At 64.4% G+C, this 24,984-nt stretch carries 19 protein-coding genes and 2 pseudogenes; 11 read left to right on the top strand and 10 right to left on the bottom strand.

All coding sequences use genetic code 11. From position 1 onward, the window contains the following. Positions 1 to 122: 122 nt before the first annotated feature. Positions 123 to 755 carry a TetR family transcriptional regulator gene (locus tag AACH55_RS01205; RefSeq protein WP_338717578.1) on the top strand — a complete coding sequence of 211 codons (633 nt, stop codon included), beginning with the start codon at positions 123 to 125 and terminating at the stop codon, positions 753 to 755. Between the two features lie 8 nt (positions 756 to 763). On the opposite strand, the gene AACH55_RS01200 is transcribed toward AACH55_RS01205, so the two are convergent. After that, positions 764 to 1,792, bottom strand: a complete 1,029-nt coding sequence (locus AACH55_RS01200) for a LacI family DNA-binding transcriptional regulator (RefSeq protein ID WP_338717577.1) — start codon at positions 1,790 to 1,792, stop codon at positions 764 to 766. Between the two features lie 394 nt (positions 1,793 to 2,186). Between AACH55_RS01200 and ugpC the strand changes: the two genes are divergently transcribed. The 5 genes from ugpC (at position 2,187) to AACH55_RS01175 (ending at position 8,672) form a co-directional block, all read left to right on the top strand. After that, entirely contained in the window at positions 2,187 to 3,332 is a 1,146-nt protein-coding gene (ugpC, locus tag AACH55_RS01195) for a sn-glycerol-3-phosphate ABC transporter ATP-binding protein UgpC (RefSeq protein WP_338717576.1), read from the top strand. A gap of 60 nt (positions 3,333 to 3,392) precedes the next feature. After that, complete coding sequence (locus tag AACH55_RS01190; protein ID WP_338717575.1) at positions 3,393 to 5,366, top strand: beta-galactosidase; 1,974 nt, start codon at positions 3,393 to 3,395, stop codon at positions 5,364 to 5,366. A gap of 151 nt (positions 5,367 to 5,517) precedes the next feature. Then, positions 5,518 to 6,765: an extracellular solute-binding protein gene (locus AACH55_RS01185; RefSeq protein WP_338717573.1), complete on the top strand. Its 1,248-nt coding sequence runs from the start codon at positions 5,518 to 5,520 to the stop codon at positions 6,763 to 6,765. A gap of 97 nt (positions 6,766 to 6,862) precedes the next feature. After that, the gene (locus AACH55_RS01180; RefSeq protein ID WP_338717572.1) at positions 6,863 to 7,786 is read left to right on the top strand and encodes a sugar ABC transporter permease; all 924 of its coding nucleotides are present in this window, start codon (positions 6,863 to 6,865) and stop codon (positions 7,784 to 7,786) included. Between the two features lie 34 nt (positions 7,787 to 7,820). Then, positions 7,821 to 8,672: a carbohydrate ABC transporter permease gene (locus AACH55_RS01175; RefSeq protein ID WP_338717571.1), complete on the top strand. Its 852-nt coding sequence runs from the start codon at positions 7,821 to 7,823 to the stop codon at positions 8,670 to 8,672. 14 nt (positions 8,673 to 8,686) lie between these two features. On the opposite strand, the gene AACH55_RS01170 is transcribed toward AACH55_RS01175, so the two are convergent. The 3 genes from AACH55_RS01170 to AACH55_RS01160 are packed head-to-tail and all read right to left on the bottom strand — an operon-like array spanning position 8,687 to position 14,360. Beyond that, positions 8,687 to 10,165 carry an efflux transporter outer membrane subunit gene (locus AACH55_RS01170; RefSeq protein ID WP_338717570.1) on the bottom strand — a complete coding sequence of 493 codons (1,479 nt, stop codon included), beginning with the start codon at positions 10,163 to 10,165 and terminating at the stop codon, positions 8,687 to 8,689. After that, the gene (locus AACH55_RS01165; RefSeq protein WP_338717569.1) at positions 10,165 to 13,308 is read right to left on the bottom strand and encodes an efflux RND transporter permease subunit; all 3,144 of its coding nucleotides are present in this window, start codon (positions 13,306 to 13,308) and stop codon (positions 10,165 to 10,167) included. Before AACH55_RS01165 ends, AACH55_RS01170 begins: the two co-directional genes overlap by 1 nt. Then, positions 13,305 to 14,360: an efflux RND transporter periplasmic adaptor subunit gene (locus AACH55_RS01160; RefSeq protein WP_338720433.1), complete on the bottom strand. Its 1,056-nt coding sequence runs from the start codon at positions 14,358 to 14,360 to the stop codon at positions 13,305 to 13,307. The genes AACH55_RS01165 and AACH55_RS01160 overlap by 4 nt, the downstream gene beginning before the upstream one ends. A gap of 232 nt (positions 14,361 to 14,592) precedes the next feature. Here AACH55_RS01160 and AACH55_RS01155 point away from each other — a divergent pair, with 232 nt between their 5' ends. Next, a complete protein-coding gene (locus AACH55_RS01155) occupies positions 14,593 to 15,294 on the top strand; it encodes a TetR/AcrR family transcriptional regulator (protein WP_338717568.1) in 702 nt (233 codons plus the stop codon). Positions 15,295 to 15,303: 9 nt separating this feature from the next. Here the strand turns inward: AACH55_RS01155 and AACH55_RS01150 are convergent, their stop codons facing one another. The 4 genes and pseudogenes from AACH55_RS01150 to AACH55_RS01135 form a co-directional block, all read right to left on the bottom strand. Further along, a complete protein-coding gene (locus tag AACH55_RS01150) occupies positions 15,304 to 16,461 on the bottom strand; it encodes an alpha/beta fold hydrolase (RefSeq protein WP_338717567.1) in 1,158 nt (385 codons plus the stop codon). Further along, positions 16,458 to 17,639 carry an acetate/propionate family kinase gene (locus tag AACH55_RS01145; RefSeq protein ID WP_338717566.1) on the bottom strand — a complete coding sequence of 394 codons (1,182 nt, stop codon included), beginning with the start codon at positions 17,637 to 17,639 and terminating at the stop codon, positions 16,458 to 16,460. The genes AACH55_RS01150 and AACH55_RS01145 overlap by 4 nt, the downstream gene beginning before the upstream one ends. Further along, a pseudogene (locus tag AACH55_RS01140) lies at positions 17,636 to 18,565 on the bottom strand (bifunctional enoyl-CoA hydratase/phosphate acetyltransferase); the annotation flags it as partial. The pseudogene AACH55_RS01140 and the gene AACH55_RS01145, both read right to left, overlap by 4 nt. Positions 18,566 to 18,767: 202 nt before the next feature. Next, entirely contained in the window at positions 18,768 to 20,723 is a 1,956-nt protein-coding gene (locus AACH55_RS01135; protein WP_338717565.1) for an EAL domain-containing protein, read from the bottom strand. Positions 20,724 to 20,995: 272 nt separating this feature from the next. Here AACH55_RS01135 and AACH55_RS01130 point away from each other — a divergent pair, with 272 nt between their 5' ends. Next, positions 20,996 to 21,187, top strand: coding sequence for a hypothetical protein (locus tag AACH55_RS01130; RefSeq protein WP_338717564.1), 192 nt, complete (start codon positions 20,996 to 20,998; stop codon positions 21,185 to 21,187). Between the two features lie 89 nt (positions 21,188 to 21,276). Further along, positions 21,277 to 22,443 carry a GGDEF domain-containing protein gene (locus AACH55_RS01125; RefSeq protein WP_338717563.1) on the top strand — a complete coding sequence of 389 codons (1,167 nt, stop codon included), beginning with the start codon at positions 21,277 to 21,279 and terminating at the stop codon, positions 22,441 to 22,443. A 76-nt stretch (positions 22,444 to 22,519) separates the two neighbouring features. Here the strand turns inward: AACH55_RS01125 and AACH55_RS01120 are convergent. Then, a pseudogene (locus AACH55_RS01120) lies at positions 22,520 to 22,867 on the bottom strand (FAD-dependent oxidoreductase); the annotation flags it as partial. A gap of 339 nt (positions 22,868 to 23,206) precedes the next feature. On the opposite strand from AACH55_RS01120, the gene AACH55_RS01115 reads away from it, so the two are divergent. Next, entirely contained in the window at positions 23,207 to 23,872 is a 666-nt protein-coding gene (locus tag AACH55_RS01115) for a haloacid dehalogenase type II (RefSeq protein ID WP_338717562.1), read from the top strand. 78 nt (positions 23,873 to 23,950) lie between these two features. Further along, complete coding sequence (locus tag AACH55_RS01110) at positions 23,951 to 24,094, top strand: AsnC family transcriptional regulator (protein ID WP_338717561.1); 144 nt, start codon at positions 23,951 to 23,953, stop codon at positions 24,092 to 24,094. A gap of 27 nt (positions 24,095 to 24,121) precedes the next feature. Here AACH55_RS01110 and AACH55_RS01105 read toward each other — a convergent pair whose 3' ends face one another. Next, positions 24,122 to 24,886, bottom strand: a complete 765-nt coding sequence (locus AACH55_RS01105; protein ID WP_338717560.1) for an enoyl-CoA hydratase — start codon at positions 24,884 to 24,886, stop codon at positions 24,122 to 24,124. Positions 24,887 to 24,984: the final 98 nt, after the last annotated feature.

Raw genomic sequence — 24,984 nt, 5'->3', positions numbered from 1 at the left:
GTCGGCGCTACGCAGTAGAATGCGACGAATTCGTCACATCCCGTCGTTTTTCAGTATGCGACTGATCCGTCAGGTTTCCTAGTCGCATTTCGATTCCGTCTTTTCTCTTTTCATTCGATGCCATGAGCAAGCCACGCCGCCCTGAGATTTCCCTGCGCAAGACACCCCGGCAAGCCCGTTCCACCGAACTGGTGGCGGCCATCCTGGAGGCGGCTGTTCAGGTTTTGCTGCGTGAGGGCGCACCGCGTTTCACCACGGCGCGCGTGGCCGAGCGGGCGGGGGTGAGCGTGGGATCGGTGTATCAGTATTTCCCCAACAAGGCCGCCATCCTGTTTCGCCTGCAGGCCGATGAATGGCAGCAAACCACGGAGATGGTGCGCGAGCTGTTGCAGGACGCGCGCAAGCCGCCGCACCAGCGCTTGCGCGAACTGGTGCACGCCTTCCTGCGCAGCGAATTCGAGGAAGCCCGGATCAGGATGGCGCTGGCCGATGCCGCCCCGCTCTATCGTGATGCCAGAGAGGCCGAGGACATGCGCCATGCCTGGGATGGCATCATCGCGCAGTTCATGCGGGAGGCCTTGCCCGGGGTCACTGCGCCAAAGCGCAAGCGCGCCGGCGAACTGCTCATGACCACCCTCACCACGGCGGGGGAACATCTCTCGCGCGGCACGCCACCGGCGAGAGAAATACGTGCCTATGGCCAAGCCATGGCCGACATGTTCTGCGCCTATCTGGAAAGCTTGCAGCGGCGTTGATCCGGCCTTCAGCGCTTGCGCTTGCGCTTGCGCGGCACCGCCGTGGAGGCGCGTTCCACCAGTTGCGGCGTGGCCGTCACGCGCATCACGGGCGAAGCGCTGCGGCGCTCGATCAGGGCCAGCAGCAGGTCGATGGACATGCGTGCTGCTTCCGCGGTGGGCACCGCCACGGTGGTCAAGGCCGGCCGTGAGACGCGCGCCCACTGGATATCGGTGATGCCGATCACGGAGATGTCGCGCGGCACGTTCAGGCCGAGGTCGGCGACGGCATTCATGGCGCCCAACGCGGGCAGGTCGTTGCTGGCAAAGATCGCCGTCAGTTGCGGCTCCTCGCGTAGCAGCGCCATGGCGGCCTGGTAGCCCGCCTCGACCGTATCGCCGATATAGCGGGCGCTCTGCAGGGTGTGCTTCACGCCCGCAGCAGCACAGGCCTCCACGAAGCCGCGATAGCGTTCCGCATGGATGCCGCTCTTCTTGCTGCCGACCAGTGCACCGATGTGGCGATGGCCCAGCCCCAGCAGGTGCTGCGCAGCGATCGCCCCGGCCGCGAAGAAATCCACCGCGATGCAGGGCAGCTCGGGCGGTGCATCGGGTTTTTCCCACATGCACAGCACCACCGGTGCGCCGCGCTGTTCGGTCTTCTTCAACTCATCCATGGGCAGGTTGGCGTTCATGATGAGTACGCCGTCCGAGAGCGTGCCGGCGATCTGGTCCAGATAGGCACGACCGGTATCGGGATCGTCATTGGTATTGCAGACGATCAGGAAACGGCCACGCTCGCGCGCCGCGCGCTCGGCGGCCAGTGCGAATTCCGGATAGAAGGGGTTGGCAATGCTGGAGACCACCAGTGCCAGCGTGGGCGCGCGTCCCTCGGCCAGGGCACGGGCAGTGAGGTGCGGACGATAGCCGAGCTGGGCGACCGCTTCCAGCACGCGCTGGCGTGTCTGCTCGCCAACCTTGCCGCGCTGGCGCAAGACGTTGGACACAGTGGCCGAGGTGACACCGGCCAGACGGGCAACTTCGGATAAGGTGGTCATGGGTGCATGGAATTGGAGGCCCTCGCATTCAAACCGCTTATGCCTGGCTTGTCAACGCGCGCGCCCTGCCATGGCAGGTTCGTCGGCAGCCGCGTCCGGCGGAAATGGCGAAACAGTTTACGCGGCCGCAGAGGCGTTTCCTGACAAAAAGCTGGCAGGGTCCGGTTACAGGATTGTTGTTGCGTGGGGCATGCAAGATGGGTATGATCAGCCAAAATATTTGCCAACCAAAGACGGCAACACGCTCAGAACAACGACGTGGAGACAACCCTCCGATTGCACACAGGAAACTCAGGCGATCTTTTTTTTGGCTCACTTGATTAAGCGCTTAACCTGAGGCTGCATCTGCCTCCTGGCGCCCTGCCCCGCAATCCATTTCTGTTAGGAAAACGTGATGGCCAGCATCAGCTTGCGTGCAGCACAAAAAGCCTACGGCGACGCACCGCCGGTGATCCGCAATGTCGACCTCGACATTGGCGAACATGAATTCTGTGTCTTCCTCGGTCCGTCCGGCTGCGGCAAATCCACGCTACTGCGCAGCATCGCGGGGCTGGAGGATTTGACCAGCGGCGATCTTTTCATCGGTGGCAAGCGCGTCAATGATGTGCCCTCGGCGCAGCGTTCGGTAGCGATGGTGTTCCAGAGCTATGCGCTGTTCCCGCACATGACGGTGTATGAAAACATGAGCTTCGGCCTGACCCTGGCCAAGCTGCCCAAGGCCGAGATCGAACAGAAGGTGCGCGAGGCCGCCCGCATCCTGCAACTGGAAGAACTGCTGCAGCGCAAGCCCAAGGAACTCTCCGGCGGCCAGCGCCAGCGCGTGGCCATCGGGCGCGCCATCGTGCGGCGTCCGGGCGTGTTCCTGTTCGACGAACCGCTGTCGAACCTGGACGCCACCCTGCGCAGCCAGACCCGCATCGAGATCGCCCGCCTGCATCGCCAGTTCGAACAGGCCAGCGTGGTCTACGTCACGCACGATCAGGTCGAAGCGATGACCCTGGCCGACCGCATCGTGCTGCTGCATGCCGGTGCCGATACCCAGCGCTTCGGCAGCATCGCCCAGGTGGGCGCACCCATGGAGCTGTATCACCATCCGCGCAATCGTTTCGTGGCCGGCTTCATCGGTTCGCCGCGCATGAACTTCCTGCCCGCGCAGGTGGTGAGTGCGCAGGAGAACGGCATCCTGATCCGCCTGCAGCACAGCGAGGAAACACTGCTGGTGGCTGCCAAGGGCGCGGTGCAGCCGGGCCAGCAGGTGACCCTGGGCGTGCGCCCCGAGCACATGGAAATCGGCAGCCAGGGCCAGTACGGCATCACCCGCGAGGTGATGCTGGTGGAACGCCTGGGCGAACAGACCTATGTGCATCTGGACGAACCGGCCGGCCAGCCGCTGGTGGCCAAGGCCCCCGGCGACGCCCGCATTGCGCGCGGCGAGCGCCTGCGCGTGTCGGTTGCGCCCGCCTGCGCCTATCTGTTCGACCAGGACGGCATGGCGCTGGCGCGCACGCAGGTTCATCCGGGCCTGGCCGCCGCAGCCTGAACAGGCACTGTCGCCGCCCCTCCTCTTTCCACGCTTCACTACCGCTAAGGAACCACGATCATGTCGTTACGATTGGGAGTCTGTTACTACCCGGAACATTGGCCCGAGTCCCTCTGGGAAAGCGATGCCCAGCGCATGCAGGCGCTCGGTATCAAGCAGGTGCGCATCGGCGAATTCGCCTGGAGCCGCATCGAGCCCTCGCCCGGCGACCTGCGCTGGGACTGGCTGGACCGCGCCATCGAGGTGCTGGCCAGGCATGGTCTGGAGGTGGTGATGTGCACCCCGACCGCAACGCCCCCAAAGTGGCTCATCGATCGTCATGACGACGTGCTGGCGGTGGATGCCAACGGCCGCGAACGCGGCTTCGGTTCGCGTCGTCATTACGATTTTTCCTCGGACTCCTACTACGAAGAATCGCAGCGCATCGTGCGCCTGCTGGGCGAGCGCTACGGCCAGCATCCGGCGGTGACCGCCTGGCAGCTCGACAATGAATACGGCTGCCACCAGACCGTGGTCAGCTACTCGCCCTCGGCCCAGCGCCGCTTCCGCCAGTGGCTGCGCCAGCGCTATGGCAGCATCGAGGCGCTCAATGCGGCCTGGGGCACGGTGTTCTGGAGCATGGAATATCGCAGCTTCGACGAGATCGATGCGCCCATCGGCACCGTGACCGAGGCGCATCCCTCGCATCGTCTCGACTACCGTCGCTTTGCCTCCGACGAAGTGGTGCGCTACAACCGCATGCAGGTCGAGATCCTGCGCCCGCTCTCGCCGGGCCGGCTGATGGTGCACAACTTCATGCAGATGTTCCTGGAGTTCGATCACTATCCGGTGGCCGCCGATCTCGACGTGGCCACCTGGGACAGCTATCCATTGGGTGCGCTGGAGGTGATGTGGTACGACGCCGAAACCAAGGCCCGCTGGTTGCGCACCGGCCATCCGGATTTCGCCAGCTTCAACCATGACCTCTATCGCGGCATGTCGGCCAAGCCGTTCTGGGTGATGGAACAACAGCCCGGTCCGGTGAACTGGGCGCACTGGAACCCGGCCCCGCTGCCGGGCATGGTGCGGCTGTGGAGCTGGGAAGCCTTCTCGCATGGTGCCGGTTGCGTCTCCTATTTCCGCTGGCGCCAGTGCCCGTTCGCGCAAGAACAGTTGCATGCGGGACTTAACCGCCCGGACAATCGGCTGGACGTGGGCGGTACCGAGGCCGAACGCGTGGCCCAGGAAATCATCGCGGTGGAAAACGCCAACGGCGCGCTGGCCCAGCCGCGCGGCAAGGTGGCGCTGCTGTTCGATTACGATGCCAAGTGGCTCTTCGAAATCCACTTCCAGGGCATCGATTTCGAGTATGCGCATTTCGCCTTCGACTACTACTCGACCCTGCGTTCGCTCGGCCTCGACGTGGATATCGTCCCCCTCAACGCCGACCTGCAGGGCTATGCCATGATCGTGGTGCCGCCGCTGCCCATCGTGCCGGAAGACCTGCCGGGCCGCATCGCGCAAAGCGGTGCGCAGGTGGTGTTCGGTCCGCGCAGCGGCTCCAAGACCCCCTCGCTGCAGATCCCCTCGACCCTGCCGCCGGGCCCGCTGCAACAACTGCTGCCGATGCGGGTGTGGCGCGTCGAATCGCTGCGCCCCAATGTCAGCGAGACGGTGCAGTTCGGCACGGTGCAGGGTCAGGCCCGCTACTGGCGTGACCTGATCGAAGCCGATGGCGAAGGCCTGAAAACTATCGCGAAATTTGGTGACGGCCATCCGGCAATCGTGCAAAAGGACCGCGCGCATTACCTGGCCGGCATCTTCGATGCCGGGCTGACCACGGGCTACTTCGAAGCCGTGGCACGTGCCGCCGGACTGGCGCCGCAACGCCTGCCCGAAGGCCTGCGGTTGCAGCAGCGCGGCGGCTTGCAGTTCGCCTTCAACTACAGCGACGCGCCGATCCAGCTGCCGCACGCAGAGGGCGCGCAGTTCCTGGTCGGACAGGCGGCGCTGGAGCCGCAGGGCGTGGCCATCTATCGTCGCAAGCAAGGATAAGAAGGACGCCAGCCTCACTCGGGAAGACAGCACGGCGGCTGCGGCCGCCGCTGCGCAAGCAGGCAAAGAACCTGCGCAAGAAAGCGTGCAAGAACCATACAGATCCTATCCATAGACACCAGCTGTTTGAACCAAACATTCGGAGACAACAATGAAAAAGATGATTCGCATGACCGTGATCGCCGGCTGCCTGGCCGCATCCGCCGCCTGGAGCGCCGCCGCCGTGGCAGGCACACTGGCCGTCAACATCGCCTACAAGGGCGCGGTACAGCGCAACGTGTGGCAATCCACGGTGGATGAATTCAAGAAGGCCAACCCGGACGTGGACGTCAAGGTGTCCTTCATCGAAGAAGAAGCCTACAAGGTGCAACTGCCGGGCTGGCTCTCGACCCAGGCCCCGGACATCATCAACTGGCACAACGGTGAACGCATGGCCTTCTATGCCAGCCGCGGCCTGCTGGAAGACCTGAGCGAGGACTGGAAGAAGAACGGCTGGGACAGCACCTACGCTTCCACCAAGGAAGCCTCGTCCTGGCAGGGTAAGCAGTATTCGGCCCCGACCGTGTATTACTCCTGGGGCATGTTCTATCGCAAGGACTTGTTCAAGAAGGTCGGCATCGCCGGCGAACCCAAGACCTGGGATGAATTCCTGGATGCCTGCAAGAAGTTGAAGGCCGCCGGTATCGCCCCCATCGCCGTGGGTGGCCGCGATGCGTGGACCCTGGCCGGCTGGTTCGATTATCTCGACCTGCGCATCAACGGCAATGCCTTCCACCAGCAGTTGATGGCCGGCGACATCGCCTACACCGACCCGCGCGTGAAGAAGGTCTACACCGCCTGGAAGAGCCTGATCGACAACAAGTACTTCATCGACAATGCGCTGTCGTATGACCTGGATGGCGCGCAACCCTTCCTGTTCCAGGGCAAGGCGGCCATGATGCTGATGGGCACCTTCATCGCCAAGGGCTTCCCGGCCAAGCTGGCACCGGAGATGGGTTACTTCCAGTTCCCCATCATCGATGCCAATGTGCCGACGGCCGAAGAAGGTCCGACCGAATCCATCCACATCCCGGCCAAGGCCCGCAACAAGGCCGATGCCCACCGCTTCATCGCCTTCGTGGGAACCCCTGCCATCAGCGCCAAGCTGGCCGATGGTCTGGGTTCGCTGCCGGCCAACAGCAAGTCGCCGGCCCCGGCCGATCCGATCTCGCGCATCGGTTTCGAGATCCTCTCCAATGCCAAGGGCGGCATTTCGCAGTTCTATGATCGCGACATGACCAAGGAAATGGCCGATGAAGGCATGAAGGGCATGCAGAAGTTCGTCAGCGATCCGGCCAAGATCGATGACGTGCTCAACGAGCTGGAGCAAAGCCGCAAGCGCATCTACAAGAAGTCCTGATCGTCGTTGATGCCTGGCTCGTCCAGGCAGTCCATCCGGGGCATTGCCGCTGCCAGGCCGCGGCAATGCCCCGCCGAAAAAGAAGGAGACCCCCGCCATGCTAGCGCCCACTTCCGCCGCGCAGCCGCCCGCGAGCCCATCGGCTGCCACGCCGGTCACCGGCCCGCAGCGCAGTGCCGCCCGCCGCAATCGCGCGGCCTTCTGGTTCCTGGCGCCGGCCTGCGTGATGACGCTGGTCTACGTGCTGTACCCGATTTTCTATACGATCTATCTCAGCTTCTTCAGCTGGGATGGGATGACCGACCCCAAATACGTGGGCCTGGCCAACTACATCGAACTGTTCCATGCGCCGACCTTCTACACGGCCTTGAAGAACAACGTGCTGTGGCTGCTCATGTTCCTGCTGGCCCCGCCCATGGGCCTGGTCATCGCGCTCTACCTGAACCAGAAGGTGCGCGGCATGCGCGTGGTGAAGTCGCTGTTCTTCGCGCCCTTCGTGCTCTCGGGCGTGGTAGTGGGGCTGATCTACAGCTGGTTCTATGATCCCAGCTTCGGCCTGCTGTCCTTGTTCCTGGGCGAGGGTGTGCCGGTGCTGGGTGATGCGCGCTATGCCACCTTCGGCATCATCTTCGCCGCGCTGTGGCCGCAGACTGCGTACTGCATGATCCTCTTCCTTACCGGTCTGACGGCGCTGAACCACGATCAGGTCGAAGCGGCACGCATGGAAGGCGCGAAAGGCTGGACCATGCTGCGCTACGTGATCCTGCCGCAACTGCGTTCGACCACCTTCATGGCCTTCGTGGTCAGCATCATCGGTGCACTGCGCAGCTTCGACCTGATTTCCGTGATGACCAGCGGCGGTCCCTACGAGAGTTCCACCGTGCTGGCGTACTACGCCTATGACCAGGCCATCAAGTATTACCGCCAGGGGTATTCGGCCGCAGTGGCGGTGACGCTCTTTGCCATCATGCTGGTCTACATCATCTATCAGCTGCGCCGCATGCTGCGCGCTGAACGCTAAACGCTAAACATTCAGACAGAGAAGAGGGATCGCCATGTTTCCCATGCCGATAGAAAAATGGAAGCCCATCAACCGCGCGCTCTACCGGGCCTCGCTGCCGGTGGCGCTGCTGATCTGGCTGCTGCCGATGCTGACCGCGCTGGTCACCTCGATGCGCTCCAACGATGAACTGATGGCCGGCAACTACTGGGGCTGGCCGCAGGACTTCGCCATGCTGGACAATTACCGCGAGGCGCTGACCGCTTCGCCGATGCTGCATTACTTCTGGAACAGCTGCCTCATCACCGTTCCCTCGGTGATCGGCGCCATCTCGCTAGCGGCCATGGCCGGCTTTGCGCTGTCGACCTACCAGTTCCGGGGCAATACGCTGCTCTTTGCCACCTTCGTGGCCTGCAACTTCGTACCGCAGCAGATCCTGATGATTCCGGTGCGCGACCTTACGCTGTCGCTGGGTCTGTTCAATACCATCACCGGGATGATGCTGTTCCATATCGCCATGCAGACCGGATTCTGTACGCTGTTCCTGCGCAACTTCATCAAGCAGCTACCCTTCGAGATGATCGAGGCGGCGCGCATCGAGGGCGCCAGCGAATGGACGGTGTTCTACCGCATCGTGCTGCCGCTGATCCGCCCGGCACTGGCGGCCCTGGCGGTGCTGGTCTTCACCTTCGTCTGGAACGATTACTTCTGGGCGCTGGTGCTGACCCAGGGTGATGACGTGGCGCCCATCACGGTGGGCGTGGCCGCGCTGCGCGGGCAATGGACCACTGCCTGGAACCTGGTCTCGGCCGGTTCCATCCTGGCGGCGCTGCCCTCGGTGATCCTGTTCTTCGTGATGCAGAAACAGTTCGTGGCCGGGCTGACCTTCGGCGCCAGCAAGGGCTGACCGGCATCCCCGCCTCAGGGCTGCGCTGGCCGTGACGGCGCGGCCGGCACCTCTTCCAGGCCCACACCCATGGCCTGGAACAGCGTGGCCGTAGCGCTCAGGCGGCTGGCCGTGGCGCGAATCTCGCTGAGGCTGGCATTGAGATACTGGCGTTCGCCGGCGCGGGTGGCACTGGCCGGATAGGCCCCCAGTTGTGCGCGGCGTTGCGCGTTGCGCCAGCCCTGCTCGGAAGCCATGCGCGCCGCTGCCGAGGCCTGCAGGGCATCGGCATCCTGGGTCAGGGCGACCAGGCTATCGGCCACATTCTGGAATGCATTCAACACGGTCTGGCGATAATTGGCTTCGGCCGCCAGATAGCTTTCGCCGGCCGCATCGCGCCTGGCCCGCAGCGCGCCGCCATGAAACAGCGGCTGCGTCAGCGACGCGCCCAATCCCCATACCGCACCGGCACCGCTGGTGGCCTTGGCCCACGAGAACCCGGACTGGCCGAACGATGCGCTGATCGAAAGCCGGGGGAACATCTCGGCCGTGGCCAGCGCCTGCTGGGCGGCCGCGACCTTCAGCGCGGCATCGGCGGCCAGGATATCGGGCCGCTGGCGCAGCAGTTCCGAAGGCACTGTCATGGGCACCTGCTCTGGCAGCTTCAGGCTGGCGATATCAAGATCGGGCGGCGCGGCATCCGGGGTGCGACCCATGAGTACGGCCAACGCATGGCGCGCACCCTGCCATTGCGCCTTCAGGCCGGGCAGGCTGGCGCGCAGCGATTGCGCACTGGCGCGGGCGGACAGCACCTCATCACCGGAGACCGCACCCAGCGCCAGACGGCGCTGCAACTCTTCCACATCGGCATCGGCCAGCGCCACCAGGCGCTCGGTGCGTTCCACCTGCGCGCGCAGCGAAGCAGCGTTGATGGCGCTGATGACCACATTGGCCGCCACCGCCCGGCGCGCCGCATCGAACTGGTAGGACTGCGCATCGACCTGAGCGGCCAGCGCCGAATTGGCGAAGCGCTCCACGCCGAACAGGTCGAAGGTATAGCTGGCGCTGATCTGGCCGGCGAAGACGTTGTACAGATTGGTGGTCGGCCCCAGATTGGGCAACCCCAGGGCACGCTGGCGCTGGGCCTGACCGACCGCATCGATGGTGGGCCAGAGCGATTCATCGATCTGCGCGCGCAATTGCAGGCGGGCGCTGGCGAGATTGCGGTCCGCCTGGGCCAGCGAATGATTGCTGCGCAAAGCTTCCTCCACCCAGGCCGACAGTTGCGGCGAGCCATAGGCGCGCCACCATTGCGGTACTGCGCGCTGGCCCAGCACGAAGATCTGGCGCGCTTCCTGCGGGCCCAGCGTGGCCGGCGTGGCCTCGGCCGCATAGTGCGCCGGCTGCGGCATGGCGGGTGCATCGCCGGCCGGACCCAGTGCGCAGCCCGACAGCAGCAGCGCGCAAGCCAGCGTCAGCGTACGCGGGGCGAACATCAAACGAACGGCGCTCATCAGTGACTCCCTTGCGCGGCGTGGTCGCGGTGATGGGTTTCATCCGGCTTGACCCGATAGCACAGCGCATAGAGCGCCGGCAGGTAGAACAGGGTCAGGATGGTGGCAATGGTGATGCCGCCCATCAGGGCGGTCGCCATGGGGCCGAAGAAGTTGCTACGCAACAGCGGGATCAGCGCCAGCACGGCGGCGGCCGCGGTCAGCGTGATGGGGCGGAAGCGGCGCACGGTGGCGCCGACGATGGCATCGAAACGGCCACGTCCTGCGGCGATGTCCTGCTCGATCTGGTCCACCAGGATCACCGAGTTGCGCATGATAATGCCCAGCATGGCGATGGTGCCCAGCATGGCGACGAAGCCGAACGGCTGGCCGAACAGCAGCAGCGCGCCGACCACACCGATGAGGCCCAGCGGTGCGGTCATGACCACCATCAGGGTGCGGCCGAAACTTTGCAGCTGCACCATCAGCAACAGCAGCACCGCGATGATCATCAGTGGCATCTGGGCCGAGATCGAGGATTGCGCCTTGGCGTTTTCTTCCACCGGCCCGCCCACGTCGATGCGGTATCCCACCGGCAACTCGGCACGCAATGCATCAAGCTTGCGATTGACCGCATTGGTGACGTCGATGCCCTGCACCCCGGCGCGCACGTCGGCCAGCACCGTGATGGTGGGCTGGCGGTCGCGCTCCCAGATGACGCCGTATTCCAGCGTGTTGTGGAACTGGCCCAGCGCGGCCAGCGGCACCGGTCCGTTGGCCGTGGGCATGGAGAGCGTGGCCAGGCGCGCGGGATCGACGCGCTCGCTGCGCGGGGCACGCAGGTCGACGCTGATGAGTTTGTCGCGCTCGCGATATTGCGTCACCGTGAAGCCCGACAATTGCATGGCCAGGAAATTGGCGATCTGCTGGCTGCTCAGGCCGAGTTCGCCGGCGCGCTTCTGGTCGATCTCGAAGGAGACCGAACGCTGGGCCGGTTCATCCCAGTCGAACTGGATATTGGTGGCGCGGCTCTCCTTGCGCAATTCGGCCGCCACCTGTTCGGCAATGGCACGCACCTTGGGAATCTGTTCGCCGCTGATGCGGAACTGCACCGGGAAGCCGACCGGCGGGCCGTTCTCCAGTCGTGTCAGGCGCGTGCGCGCCCCGCTGAACTGCTTGCGCAGCGGCTCTTCCAGGGCGCGCGCCAGGGCTTCGCGGTCCTCTACCGATTTGGCCGTGACCACGAACTGGGCGAAGTTGGCACTGGCCAGTTGCTGGTCCAGCGGCAGGTAGAAGCGCGGCGCACCGACACCGACGAAGCTGACCACGTGATCGATCTGCGGACGGCCCTTGAGCAGTGCTTCCATGCGCACCGCTTCGCGTTGAGTGGCCTCGAAGGAGGTGCGTTCGGGCAGACGCAGGTCGATCAGCAGTTCGGGCCGGTCGGAGCTGGGGAAGAACTGCTGCGGCACCAGCGTGAAGGCGGCCAGCGAACCGATGAAGAGCACCGTGGTGGCAATCACCACGCGGCCTCGGAAGGCCACACACCAGGCCACCGCGCGGCGCAGCCAGGTATAGATGCGGGTCTGGTAGATGGGATGGTCGTGGTCTTCCTCATCGTGGCCGGCGTGCGGATTGGCGGCGATCTGTTCATCGGTGAGCGTGCCCGGTTTTTCCTTGAGCATGTGATAGCCCAGGAGCGGAATGAGCACCACCGCTGCCAGCCAGGACAGCAACAGCGCAATGGCCGAGACCTCGAAGATGGAGCGCGTGTATTCACCGGTGCCGGACTTGGCCAGGGCAATCGGCAGGAAGCCCGCCACCGTCACCAGGGTGCCGGTCAGCATCGGGAAGGCCGTGCTGGTATAGGCGAAGGCGGCGGCGCGGCGGCGGTTCCAGCCCTGTTCCAGTTTGACCGCCATCATTTCCACCGCGATGATGGCGTCATCCACCAGCAGTCCCAGCGCCAGCACCAGGGTGCCCAGCGAGACCTTGTGCAGGCCGATATCGAACTGATACATGAACAGCGAGGTCACCGCCAGCACGATGGGAATCGAGATCACCACCACCATGCCGGTACGGATGCCCAGCGAAACCAGGCTGACCACCAGCACGATGGCCACCGCCTCGGCCACCGCTTCCAAAAAGTCATCCACCGACTTCTCCACCGCGTGCGGCATGCTGGAAACCGCCGTCAGCGTGAGGCCTGCGGGCAGGCGCTTGCGCAATTGTTCAGTACGCTCGTCCAGCGCCTTACCCAGGCGGATCACGTCGCCGCCGGGCTGCATGGTCACGCCGATGCCCAGCACGGGCTGGCCGTTGGCGCGCATTTCCTGTTCCTGCGGTTCGTCATAGCCGCGCGTGATGGTGGCGATGTCGCCCAGGCGGAAGTTGCGGTTGTTGATGTGGATGAGCTTGTCTTCCAGCGCGCGCAGGTTGTCGAACTGGCCGGTGGGTCGCACGTAGATACGGTCGTTGCCGGTGGTGATGAGGCCGCCCGGCACCACGGCATTCTGTCCGCCGATGGCATCGGCCAGTTGCTGCGGGCTGATGCCCAGGTGCGTCATGCGGGTGTTGCCGATGTCGATGTAGATGTGTTCCTGGCGCTCACCAAAGTAATCGATCTTGCCCACGCCCGGCACGTGCAACAGTTCGCCGCGCAGCTGGTCGGCATAGTCGCGCAGTTGCGCAGGGGTGAAGCCGTCGCCGGCCAGGGCATAGATGTTGGTGTAGACGTCGCCGAACTCGTCATTGAAGTAAGGGCCCTTGACGCCCTGCGGCAGGTGGGCCGCCATGTCACCGACCTTCTTGCGCACCTGGTACCAGGTCTGCGGTACCTGCGAGGCCGGGGCCGTGTCCTTGATGGTGAAGAACAGCTGCGACTGGCCGGGGCGCGAATAGCTGCGCAGGAAATCGACATCCGGCGTCTCCTGCAGCTTGCGCGCGATGCGGTCGGTGATCTGCTCCTGCACCTGACGCGCGGTGGCGCCCGGCCAGTCGGTCTGGATCACCATCACCTTGAAGGTGAACGGCGGGTCTTCGGATTGCGAGAGGCGGGAATAGGAGCCAACACCCAAGAGGGTCACCAGCGCCAGAATGAACGTCACCAGCGCCTGATGCTGCAGGGTCCAGGCAGAAAGATTGAAACGGCCGGGCGCGCTCATAGGGCAAAGTCCTCGGCGTGCAGGGGCGCGACCGGCTTGACCTTCTCGCCCACGGTCAGGGTATGCACACCCTGCACCACCACCTTGTCATGGGTGCCTACACCTTGCGAGAGCGAAATACTGCGCTCGCCATAAGCGGCCACCGTTACGGGACGCAGTTCCAGCTTGCCGTCGCCACCTACGATCCACACCGCCGGCTTGCCACCCTGATGGAACAAGGCCGTGGCCGGCAGCAGCAGGACCTGACCCTGCGCCGTGGCGGCGGGGGTGATCCGCACTTCGCCGGTCATGCCCAGGCGCACATTGGCATCAGGCTGTTCCAGGGTGAGCTTGATACGGAAGGTGCGGCTTTGCGGATCCGCAGCCGGGCTGATTTCACGCACGCGGCCCTGATAGGTCTTGCCGGGCAGTGCCGCCAGCGTGACCTCGGCGGCCGCACCGGGCTGCAGACCGGCCAGCTGGCGGTCGGCCACGTCGGTCACGACGTCCACCGCACCCGACCAGGCCAGTGAATAGACCGGCTGCCCGGCACCGAGGACGTCGCCGGTATTGGCCTGTTCGGCGCTGATCACGCCATCATGCCGGGCCACCAGCGTGGTGTAATCGCTCTGGTTGCCGGCCACGGAGGCGCGGGCCTGCGCGCTCTTGAACTGCGCGAGCGCAGCAGCGTGCGCATCCTGGCTCTGCTCCAGTTGCTGGGCGCTGATCAACTGCTCGGCCGCCTGGGCGGTATCGCGCTGCAACTGCTTCTCGGAAGCTTCCAGGTGCAGGCGGGCGGCGGCCAGTTCGGCGCGGGCCGAAGCGGCGTTCTGGTCGGCATCGGCAGGATCAAGACGGGCCAGGACCTGACCCTTGCGCACGGTATCGCCCAGATGCACGCGGCGCTCCACCAACTGGCCGGCGACGCGGAAGGACAGCGAGGTCACGTAGCGCGACTGCACTTCGGCCGGCAGGTGCAGCGGCTGGTTGCTGCCGCGCTCCTGCGCCTGCAATACCACCACTTCGCGCGGCGCATCGGCGACCGGCGCGGGCTTGCTGCAGGCCGACAGCATCAGGGTCAAGGGGATGGACAGCAGCGCCAGGCGCGCCAGCGGGGCGCGGCGACGGGATGCAAGAGGACGCGGACGTGAGACAGGCTTCACAGCATTCCTTTCGGGAAAGGGTGTGTCAGGAGTGTCGGATCGCGGCGCGTCCGCCTCTTTACAAAAGTTCAGGGATTCTAATGCACATATGAATTCAGATGCAATACTGTATTTGAATACGACAGTGCTAGAATCCTGCCCCATGACACGCCAACGACTCAGCCGCGAGCAAAGCCGTGAGCAGACCCGGGAACGTCTGCTGGAGGCGGCGCACGCGGTTTTCATGCAAAAGGGATATGCGCAGGCCAGCGTCGAGGATATCAGCGCCTCGGCCGGCTATTCACGCGGGGCCTTCTATTCCAACTTCGACGACAAGGAGCAGCTCTTCTTCGAGCTGTTGCGCCGCGAGGGGGAAAGCATCGACCGCGGATTCGAGCGCATCCTCGACGGCCAGCTGACCGCACCCGATGCGCTACGCGACGCGCTGGCGGTGCAGTATTCGGCGCTGTACCGCGATGACAAATGCAGCCTCTTGTGGATGGAAGCACGCATCATTGCATTGCGTGACGAGAAGTTCCGCGCCCATCTGGACACCTTCCTGGAGCAGCGTTACGGCCAGATCACCCGCTTCGTCGAAGCCTACTGCCGCCTGATCGGCAGCGCCCCGGCCGCACCGCCGCGCGAGATCGCCATCGGGCTGATGGCGTTATGCGAAGGCGTGAGTTTTTCCTATCGCTGCGTGCCGCACATGGTCGACGGCAAGACCGCCGAGTCGGTGCTGGCCTGGTTCCTCAAGGCCGCCGTTGCGGCGGCAGCACCGGTGCAGGCCGCGCCGCCGACGGCCAGGAAAAAGGCGGTGGCCAAACCAGCCACCGCCCGCAAGACCACCCGCCGCGCTAACTGAGGCTGCCGCTCAGGCTGCCTTGAGCGGCGCAGCCAGCCACTGCGCGATCGTCGGCCAGGTCTCGGCCAGGGTGCGCCCTCCCATGAACAGACCAATATGCCCGCCCGGCACCACGCGCTGCGTGATGTGCGCCGCCGGTGTGCCCACCAGATGCGCCGCGTTGAGTACCTGCTCGGGCGTGGTGATGTCGTCGTGCTCGCCGCCCAGCAGATAGAGCGGGCAGCGGATGTCGCGCAGGTCGAGTGTCTTGCCCAGTGCCACGTACTGGCCGCGCGCCAGCAGGTTGTCCTTGAAGATCTGGCGGATGGCCTGGAGATACCAGCGTCCCGGCAGGTCGATGGGTGTTTCGTACCAGGCCGCAAAGGTCTCACGCTTGGCCAGGTAGACGGGATCGTCGATGTGCTGGAACAGGTCGACGTGTTCGTTGAAGTAGTGCTCGTCGGGGTGCATGTTCTTCCAGCCCTGCAGCATAAAGCTGCCGCGCATGAGCCCGCCGCCGGTACGTACCAGATCTTCGTAGAAACGGATCGGGGTACGCTCCACCATCTGCTTCAACGGTCCCTCGCCGGCACCGGCATCGATGGGCGAACCCGCCAGCACCATGCGCTGCACCTTGTGCGGGAAGCGCGCCGCGATCATGGCCGATATCCAGCCGCCCTGACACAGGCCGACCAGATTGACGCGCCCGCCCAGTTCGTCGATGACCACGCACAGGTCAGCCAGATAGTTGTCGATCTCCAGGTCCTTCATGTCCTCGCTGGCGCTGTGCCAGTCGGTCAGGAACACGTGCGGCACGCCATGTGCGAGCAGGGTCTCGATCAGGCTTTGTCCCTTGTAGTAATCGGCAATCACCGAGGTGTGACCGGCAAACGGAGCCACCACCAGCGTGGGGAGGGCGTGGGCGTCGGCAGGCTTGCCATATTCACGCAGGGTCAAGGTGCGCAGCCTGAACCGCACCTGGTTGGCGGTGGCCATCTGCGGATGATGGGTGGCGTGCAGCTTGGCTTCTTCTTCGAGAAAACGCAGATGCTTGTCCACCACTTCCTGCCCCTGGCGGAACACTTCGGTGGCCAGCATCATGGGCCAGAACAGCGGAACGCTGCCGGGGCCGACGGCCGCAGGATTGGCGGCGGCATGGTGGGCGTGGCTGGCAGATGAAGTCGTCATGGATTGCTCCCGTGGATGAGTCTTGCCGCGTCATCGGCAATGACCTGTTCTTCGTTGGTCGGAATCACCAGTACGCGGATGCGGCTGGCCTGGTGGCTGATGCATTCGAGATGCTGCTCGTTGGCGCTCTGGTCGAGCTGCACGCCCAGCCAGTCGAGCCGCGCACAGATGGCCGCGCGCATGCGGGCGTCGTGCTCACCGATGCCGGCCGTGAAGACCAGCGCATCCATGCCGCCCAGGGTGGTGGCCAGGCGCGCGGCCTCGCCGGCACAGCGCAGCGCGAACAACTCCAGTGCCTCGCGTGCCGCCACTTCCCCGCTCTGCTGCAAGGTGCGCACATCGGCGCTCACGCCGGAGACCCCCAGCAGGCCCGACTGGTGATACAGCAAATCTTCCACTGCCGCCGGGCTCATCCCCTGCTGCAGCAGGTACAGCAATACGCCGGCATCGAGCGCACCGCAGCGCGTGCCCATGGGCACGCCTTCCAGCGTGGAGAAACCGGTACTGGCATCGACGCTGCGGCCGTTCTGGATGCCGCACAGGCTGGCGCCATTGCCCAGGTGCGCCACCACCACGTTGCCGTGCGCCTCGGGCAACTGGCGCCGGCGCAGTTCAGCGGCAATGTAACTGTAGGAGATGCCATGAAAACCATAACGCAGCACGCCCTCGTCGTGCAGCTTGCGCGGCAGTGCGAAGCGGCGCGCCAGTGCATCCTGGCTGGCATGGAAGGCGGTATCGAAGGAAGCCGTCTGCGGCAGGCCCGGACGCAGGCGCGCGATGGCGCGGATCAGGCGCAGGTTCTGCGGCTGATGCAGCGGGGCCAGAGGAGCCAGCGCTTCCAGTTCCGCTTCGATACGTTCATCCAGCAGGACGGACTGCGCCAGGTGCAGACCACCATGCACCACGCGATGACCGACCGCACAGAGTGCGCCCTGCTCATGGCCGACTTCGAGTTGATGCAGTACCTGTTCCAACACCTTGTCCATCGAGGCAGCAGGGTCGGCATCGATGGCCATGACCGAGGACACACCCTCGATCTCCAGCCGCAGACGCAGCGGACTCAGGTGCAAGTCGAGCTGGCCGTGGCCGATCTTGCTGGCGCTGTTGCCATCGAGGCGAAACACGCCCAGCTTGATCGTCGACGACCCCGCATTGAAGGTCAGCAGCCAGCGGTTCATGGCGCCTCCTTGCCGACGGCCTGTACCTTGCTGCGCGAGGCGAACAGGCGCGCCAGTGCAGAGGAGGCCAGACGCACCCGCAGGCTGTCGGCACGGCTGGTGAGAATCACCGGCACGCGCGCCCCCAGGACCAGCCCGGCGGCCTCGGCCTGGGACAGATAGATCAATTGCTTGGCCAGCATGTTGCCGGCTTCGAGGTCGGGTACCAGCAGGATGTCGGCACTGCCCGCCACCGGCGACTCGATGTGCTTGATGCTGGCCGATTGCAGGCTGATGGCATTGTCGAAGGCCAGCGGACCATCGACCAGCGCGCCGGTGATCTGGTGGCGCGTGGCCATGACCGTCAGGGCCGCGGCATCCAGTGTCGAGGGCATGGCCGGATTGACCGTCTCAACCGCTGCCAGCACCGCCACATGCGGACGCGGCACACCCATCACGTGCAGCAGGTCGATGGCGTTCTGGCAGATGTCGCGCTTGTGCGCCAGGGTGGGCGCGATGTTGATGGCCGCGTCGGTGATGATGAGCGGCTTGGCATAGGTGGGAATGGCCATGGCATAGACATGGCTGATGCGGCGTTCGGTGCGCAGTCCGGAGCCGGATGCCACCACGGCACCGAGCAGTTCGTCGCTGTGCAGGCTGCCCTTCATGAGCGCAGCGACACGGCCCTGCACGGCCAGTTCGACGGCGCGCGCCGCAGCGGCGTGACTGTGTTCGGCCGCCTCGATCTGCAAGCCCGCCAGAGACAGGCCGGCTTTGTCAGCGACCTGACGGATCCTGGCTTCAGGCCCGACCAGCAGTGGGTCCAGCAGACCTTCTTCGCGCGCTTCCAGCGCGCCCTGCAAGGCCTCGGCAGAACAGGGATGGACGACGGCGACCCGCATCGGCTGCGCGCCCAGGGCATCGCGGATGAGTTGACCGTAGCGCTCGGCAGGCGTGGCCTGCGTGGGTGGAAACATGGCGTTCTCCTGGAGGGGGCGCATGAGGCCGGACGCACTCATGCGTGCTTGCTGTGTCGCAGCATATCTCCAGGCGGAGGTGAACTCAATTGCGGCAATGCCCGCAAAACAGGCAGAGCGAACAAAGCTTGATCTGCTTCAAGTTTAGTTCCGCCACCTGTCACGCATGCATTCAAACATGCGCGAATGTCAGTACGTGCTGGCGCGCCAGGTGCGCCGGCATGGGCTCGGCGAAATAGTGACCTTGCATTGCATGACATTGCATGGATTGCAGAATCGCCAGGTCCTGCGCACTCTCCACCCCTTCGGCCACCACCTGGAAACCGAAGGAGGCTGCCAGCTGCAGCACGGCCGACACCAGCGCCTGGTTCTCGGTCTTGTCGGCCAGGCCGGTGACGAAGCTGCGATCGATCTTCACGCGCGAGACCTGCATCTGACGCAGGAAACCCAGCGAGGAATAGCCCACGCCGAAGTCATCGATGGCAATGCTCACGCCGTGCAGGGCCAGTGCTGCCAGGGTCTCGGTGGCGGCCTGCAGGTCGATGGCGGTCTCTTCGGTGATCTCGATCTCCAACATGTGCGCGGGCAGGTTCTGGCGCTGCAAGGTCGCCACCACCAGATCCTCGATGACGATGCGTTCCATTTCGCGCGGCGAGATGTTCATCGACACCCGCAGGTCATCACGGCCATTGTCTTGCATGAAGCGGATCATCTGCGCCACTTCACCCATGATGAAGCGCAGCAGTTCTTCCGACAAACCCGCCAGCGCCGCAATCTCGATGAGGTCCGGCGGTGCGATGGGCCCATGCCGCGGATGGGTCCAGCGCACCAGGGCTTCGAAGCCATCGAGGGCAAGGCCGCCGTCGCGGACGATGGGCTGGAACCAGAGCTGCAACTGACCATCGGCCAGCGCTTGCGCCAGTTCGCGCTCGACGTCTCGCTTCATCTGCAGATGCGCGTCCAGCGTGTCGTTGAAGACGTAGAACTGATTGCGGCCACGGCGTTTGGCCTCATACATGGCGGCGTCCGAGCAAACCAGCATCTCGTTGATATCGTCGCCGCGCGACAGGTAGATCCCCAGGCTCAGGCCAATGTGGCGATGGGCCAGCCGCGCGAACGGCTGGCGGATGACCTCGATGAGCCGCTGCGCCACCTGCTCGGGAAGCTCCGCATGCGCACCGACGGGATACAGGATCACGAATTCATCGCCGCCCAGACGCGCCAGCGTGGCCTGCTCAGGCAGGCTGGCCTGCAGGCGCCGCGCCACTTCGATCAGTACCTGGTCACCGGCTTCGTGACCATAGGCATCGTTGATGACCTTGAAGCCATCCAGGTCCAGGAACATCAGGCATAGCTGCGGGTGGCGCGCCATCACCTGCGTAGCCACCTGCATGAAGCCGGCGCGGTCCAGCAGGTCGGTCAGCAGATCATGCTCGGCCTGGTACTGCATGCGGTTGGCAAACTGGCGCAGATCCTCGTGCGCCACGGCCAGTGCCCGGTTGGCCGTGGTCGCTTCATTCTTGAGGGCGCAGGCCCGCGCGAACATGTTCTCGCCGACGAGGGCGCCGCGAATCAGGCCAGCCAGGTAGATCACCGCAGTGGTCCCCAGCGCCAGACGGGTCGGCGTGCGCTCGAAGGCGAACAGGCAGAAGATCACCGACAGCAAGGGCGGCGTGATGAAGCTGATGGGAATGCGGGAGAAGGCAAACCCGTGCGTGACCGCACCGGCCGTGATGCCGCACACGCAGGTGAGGTAGAACAGCGTCTCCGGCGTGGTGTAGCCCTCGCTCAGCCACGGCATGCCCGCCCATGCGACGCCCGAGACCAGCGCCAGCACCCAATGCAGGCGCAGATTCAGTTCCACGACCTCAGCTTCGCTGAGCGGCTCGCCGCGCGGGTGCATCCATGGCACCAGCTGCGCCACGCGTTGTGGCGAGAGGCGGCACAGCGGAATGCGCACCAGATTGACCAGCGTGGCACAGGCCAGCCACGCCAGCGCGATCCACAGCTTGCCCGAGTGCCAGGCCACGAAGGTCGAGATCGCGCTCAACACGAAGGCCACCGGGATCGAGAGCATGACGGTATGTCGCGCCGCCGTCAGCTGGTCGGCACGGATCAGTTGTCGCAATGCAAGTATGGATGCCTGGTCTCTGGCGTTTGTTTCTGTCTTGAAGTCGTTCACATCCCTATCCCGTCGTCCCCGTCTGCGCTGCCCGCCGAGCGGCGCGGCAGAACCGTAGCATCCCTGACCAAGGAGCCGCTGGCGGTCGCCGGTATTATCCATTGAACGAGAAGAATTACCGTGAAAACAATGAGCCATTGAGATGTATCAACGAGTTCTTGGCATGGAAGAGACAAGCTGCAGGCTGCTTACGCCTTTTTCGACACTGGGAGAATCTCATGCCACAAGACAATGGCAACTGGTTATCGGCCGAGCAGGCCGTCATGCCGGATGGCAGCGAACGTCAGAACTTGCCCCTGATCAACAGGAAACTCCCGCAATTCTCACCGCAACAGGCAGAGCTCACCGACACCGCCGCCCCCTCAGCGCCTGCCACGCCAGCGGCCGGGGGCCAATCGGGTCAGGACTGATCGCACTGGCGTGAGCGCCCGCGCCGGGTGATGCGGGCTAGAATGGGAGCGGTTTTTTCCTGCGCGGCAAAATTGGCGCTGCTCCTGTCATGGCTCTCGACCCCTCCACTCTGCTCATCCTCACCATTGCGCTGGCTGCGGCCGCTGCGCTCTACCTCACCATCGAATGGGTCAGCGTGCGGGAGCGCTCGCTGCTGCTGTGGAGCAGCGGTTTTGCCATCATCACGGTCGGCTCCTTCCTGGCACTGCTGCGCTCGCGCGGCTATCTGCTGATCGGCATCTGGTTCGCCAATGGCCTGCTGATCGCCGCCCATGCCTGCTTTCTGGCCGGGGTGGCGTGGTTCACGCGCACCCGCATCTCACGCGCATGGTGGCTCATCGCGCTGCTATGGCTGCTGATGTTGCTGCTGCCGACGCACGCCTGGTGGTCGCGCGTGATGCTGGGCCTGCAGTCGCTGATGATCGCGGCTCTCACCTTGCGTGCCAGCAGCCTGCTGCGTCCGCATGGCGCGTCCCTGAGCGTGGGCGCGGCGCAGTTGCGCTATGTGTTGCTGGTGCATGGGGCGTTCTATCTGGCCAAGGCGATATCGGCGCTGGTGCTGGGCGCCTTCGTCGACCTGGCCGCGTTTGGCGGCACCCTCATCCAGATTTCGCTGGTAGAGGGATCGATGGCAGTGATGCTGATCGCACTGTCGATGACCGGCACCGAGCGCCATCGCCGCGAAGAACGCATCGGACAACTGGCCGCACGCGATCCGCTGACGGGGCTGTTGAACCGGCGCGCGCTGCAGGAGCGGGCGCCGGTGCTGCTGGCGCAGGCCAGTCAGGCGCATCCCGGAGCCCTGCTGCTGATCGATATCGACAACTTCAAGCAGGTCAACGACCTGCACGGCCATGCAGCCGGTGACAAGCTGCTGCAAGCCTTCAGCGACCTGCTGCGCGAGGCCTTGCCTGCCGATGCGCTGGCGGCCCGGCTGGGCGGTGATGAATTCGTGATCCTCTTGCAGAACGTGCGCGAAGAAGAGGTCGAGCAGACCGGCGAGCGCTTGCGACAAGCCTTTGCGCATGTGGCCCACAAGGCCTTTCCCACCCCCGACGCCGTGAGCCTCAGCGTGGGCGTCAGCCTCTATGGCACCGCCGGTCTTGCGCTGGAAAACCTGATGGCCCTTGCCGATGCAGCGCTGTATGAGGCCAAGCGGGCGGGGCGTGACCGGGTGGCCATGCGCCCGGCCAGCGTCATTGCAACCAGTCCTTGAGCCGATACCAGGCACCGACCACGGGCAGGAACCAGGGCCTGCCGAAATGGCCCGGAATGGCCGGCCAGTCGAAGTGGCAATCGATGGCCTCTTCCCGCACCAGCCGTTCCACTGTATCGACCCCGGCATCGAAGGCGCGGTAGAGAAGATTGGCCCGCTCGGTCCCGAGCTGCTGTGACAGCGCGGCGTAATCCTGAGCGAAGCCGTTGTTGCACATGCCGCCATTGCGCCCCGATGCGGCGCCGCCCACGATGTCCGCCTCGCACACCACCACCCTGGCCCCCTTGCGCGCCAGGGCCAGCGCTGCGGCCGAGCCGGTGATGCCGCCACCGACCACCACGACGTCGCAGCCACCCTCGGGCAGGCTGTCGGCCTGAGTGACGAAGGAGGGGGAAGTATCCAGCCAATACGACTTCATTTGCATCACGGGCTCCATGAGAGAGTCAGCGGCCACGTCATCCGGCAGGAATGGGGCGCGACGGGTTCGCATGGATTATGGCCTTCGCTCGATGAACGCAGATTAATGCTCATTGAATTCACCATTAAGCCTGCATTAATGCTCCGCATCCGCTTCCGGAGGCGCCATTGCTGACGTCAGGCTGACTAGCCCGCATCGATCCGGCATCGGCGCAGGGCTGCCGTGCAAAATGCCGGAAACCCTGGGCTGAAAAGTAGAAGCTGCTCCGGGAACACGTCAATAAGCATCAATTGTTGGAGGCAGACAGCCATACTTCTTCCATCACCAACGAAGGAGTCTGACCAAATGACTTTCAAGCCCAAGTTCATCAGTTTCGATTGCTACGGCACCCTCATCAACTCTGAAATGGGTCCGACCGCCCGCAGGCTTTTCGCCGATCGCGTCGATGAAAAACGCATGCCCGCCTTCCTGGAAAGCTTCCGCTTCTATCGTCTCGATGAAGTGCTGGGTGCGTGGAAGCCTTTCTTCGATGTCGTCGAAAACTCCCTCCAGCGCGCCTGTCACGCCCACGGCGTGGAATACCGCGCCAGCGATGCGCAGGCAGTGTATGCCGCCGTGGCGACCTGGCAACCGCATCCGCATGTGGTGGAAACCCTGGAAAAGATTGCCCCGCACATCCCGCTGGTGATCCTGTCGAACTCCATGATCGACCTGATCCCGCACAGCGTGGCGCATCTGAAAGCGCCTTTCCATGCGGTCTATACCGCCGAGGAAGCGCAAGCCTACAAGCCGCGGGCACAGGCCTTCGAATACATGTTCGACCAGCTCGGCTGCGGTCCTGAAGAGATGGTGCATTGCTCCTCGAGCTTCCGCTACGACCATATGACGGCGGCCGATCTCGGTTTCATGGGCAAGGCCTTCATCGATCGCAACCACGAACCGTACTGCGACGGCTATGGCGTGAGCCGGCTGACGGATTTCCGCGAGCTGGCCGGCCTGGTGGGCCTTTGATGAATGCGCATGCCTGCGCAGCCACGACGACGGGACTCATGATGCCTGCTACCGCTTCGACCGATACCGACGGTCGGGATGTTTCAGGAACTGATGGAGCGCATGCTGGAGGATGAGATCGGCATCGAGAAATTCGCCAGCCGTATCGTGCTGCGCCATCCGTATGAACAGCGGGCGGAACCGGTGGAGGTGATTGCTTCCGGCAAGCGCAGCTGGAAATGACGGCGGCGGGCCCGCCGTCACGCGCGCTCATGCAAACTGCGTGAAATCAGGTTTGCGCTTCTCAAAGAAGGCGGTGAAGGCTTCCTTCGCTTCCGGCGCGGTCAGCATGCGCGAGAAGTGCTCGATCTCGGCCACCATCTGCTGCTCGGTCGCCGTCACGCGGTTCTTCTTCATCAACTGCTTGGTCACCCGGATCGACGCAGCCGGCAATGCCGCCAGCCTGGCCGCCTGCTGCTGCGCGTAGGGCAGCAATTCCTCCAGCGGCAGCACGCGATTGACCACACCCATCTGGCAGGCTTCGTCTGCGCCGAAGGCTTCGCCCAGCAACAACTTCTCGGCCGCGCGCTGGTACCCCGCGATATGCGGCAACAGCAGCGAAGACGCGGCTTCCGGGCACAAACCCAGTTGCGTGAAGGGCATCGAAAATCTGGCGTTGTCGGCCGCATACACCAGATCGCAATGCAGAAGCAGCGTTGTGCCGATGCCGACAGCCACGCCCGAAACCGCCGCCACGATGGGCTTGGCGGCATGGCTGATCTGCCACAGGAACTGGAATACCGGCGCGTCCTGGGTCTTGGGCGGATTCTTCAGGAAGTCTTCCAGATCGTTGCCCGCCGAGAAGGCTTTCGGCTTGCCGGTGAAGAGGATGGCGCGTACCGCGCTGTCGGTCTCGGCGTCCTTCAAGGCATCGGCCAGTTGCTGGTACATGGCGGCGGTGATGGCGTTCTTCTTGTCTTCGCGGTCGAAGTGGATGGTCAGGATGCCATCGGCCTTGGTGAGCTGGATATCCATCTGCACAGGTCTCCTTGAATGTTATGAATGTTATAAATGATTTATAAGGTTCATGAAAAAAGCCGCACGGCGTGAGCAGTGCGGCTTTTGCATCAGGC

The organism is Herbaspirillum sp. DW155 (genome assembly GCF_037076565.1).
Lineage (GTDB): Bacteria > Pseudomonadota > Gammaproteobacteria > Burkholderiales > Burkholderiaceae_D > Herbaspirillum.
The sequence above is the reverse complement of the archived record's forward strand: the minus strand, read 5'-3'. Positions and strand labels throughout refer to the sequence as shown.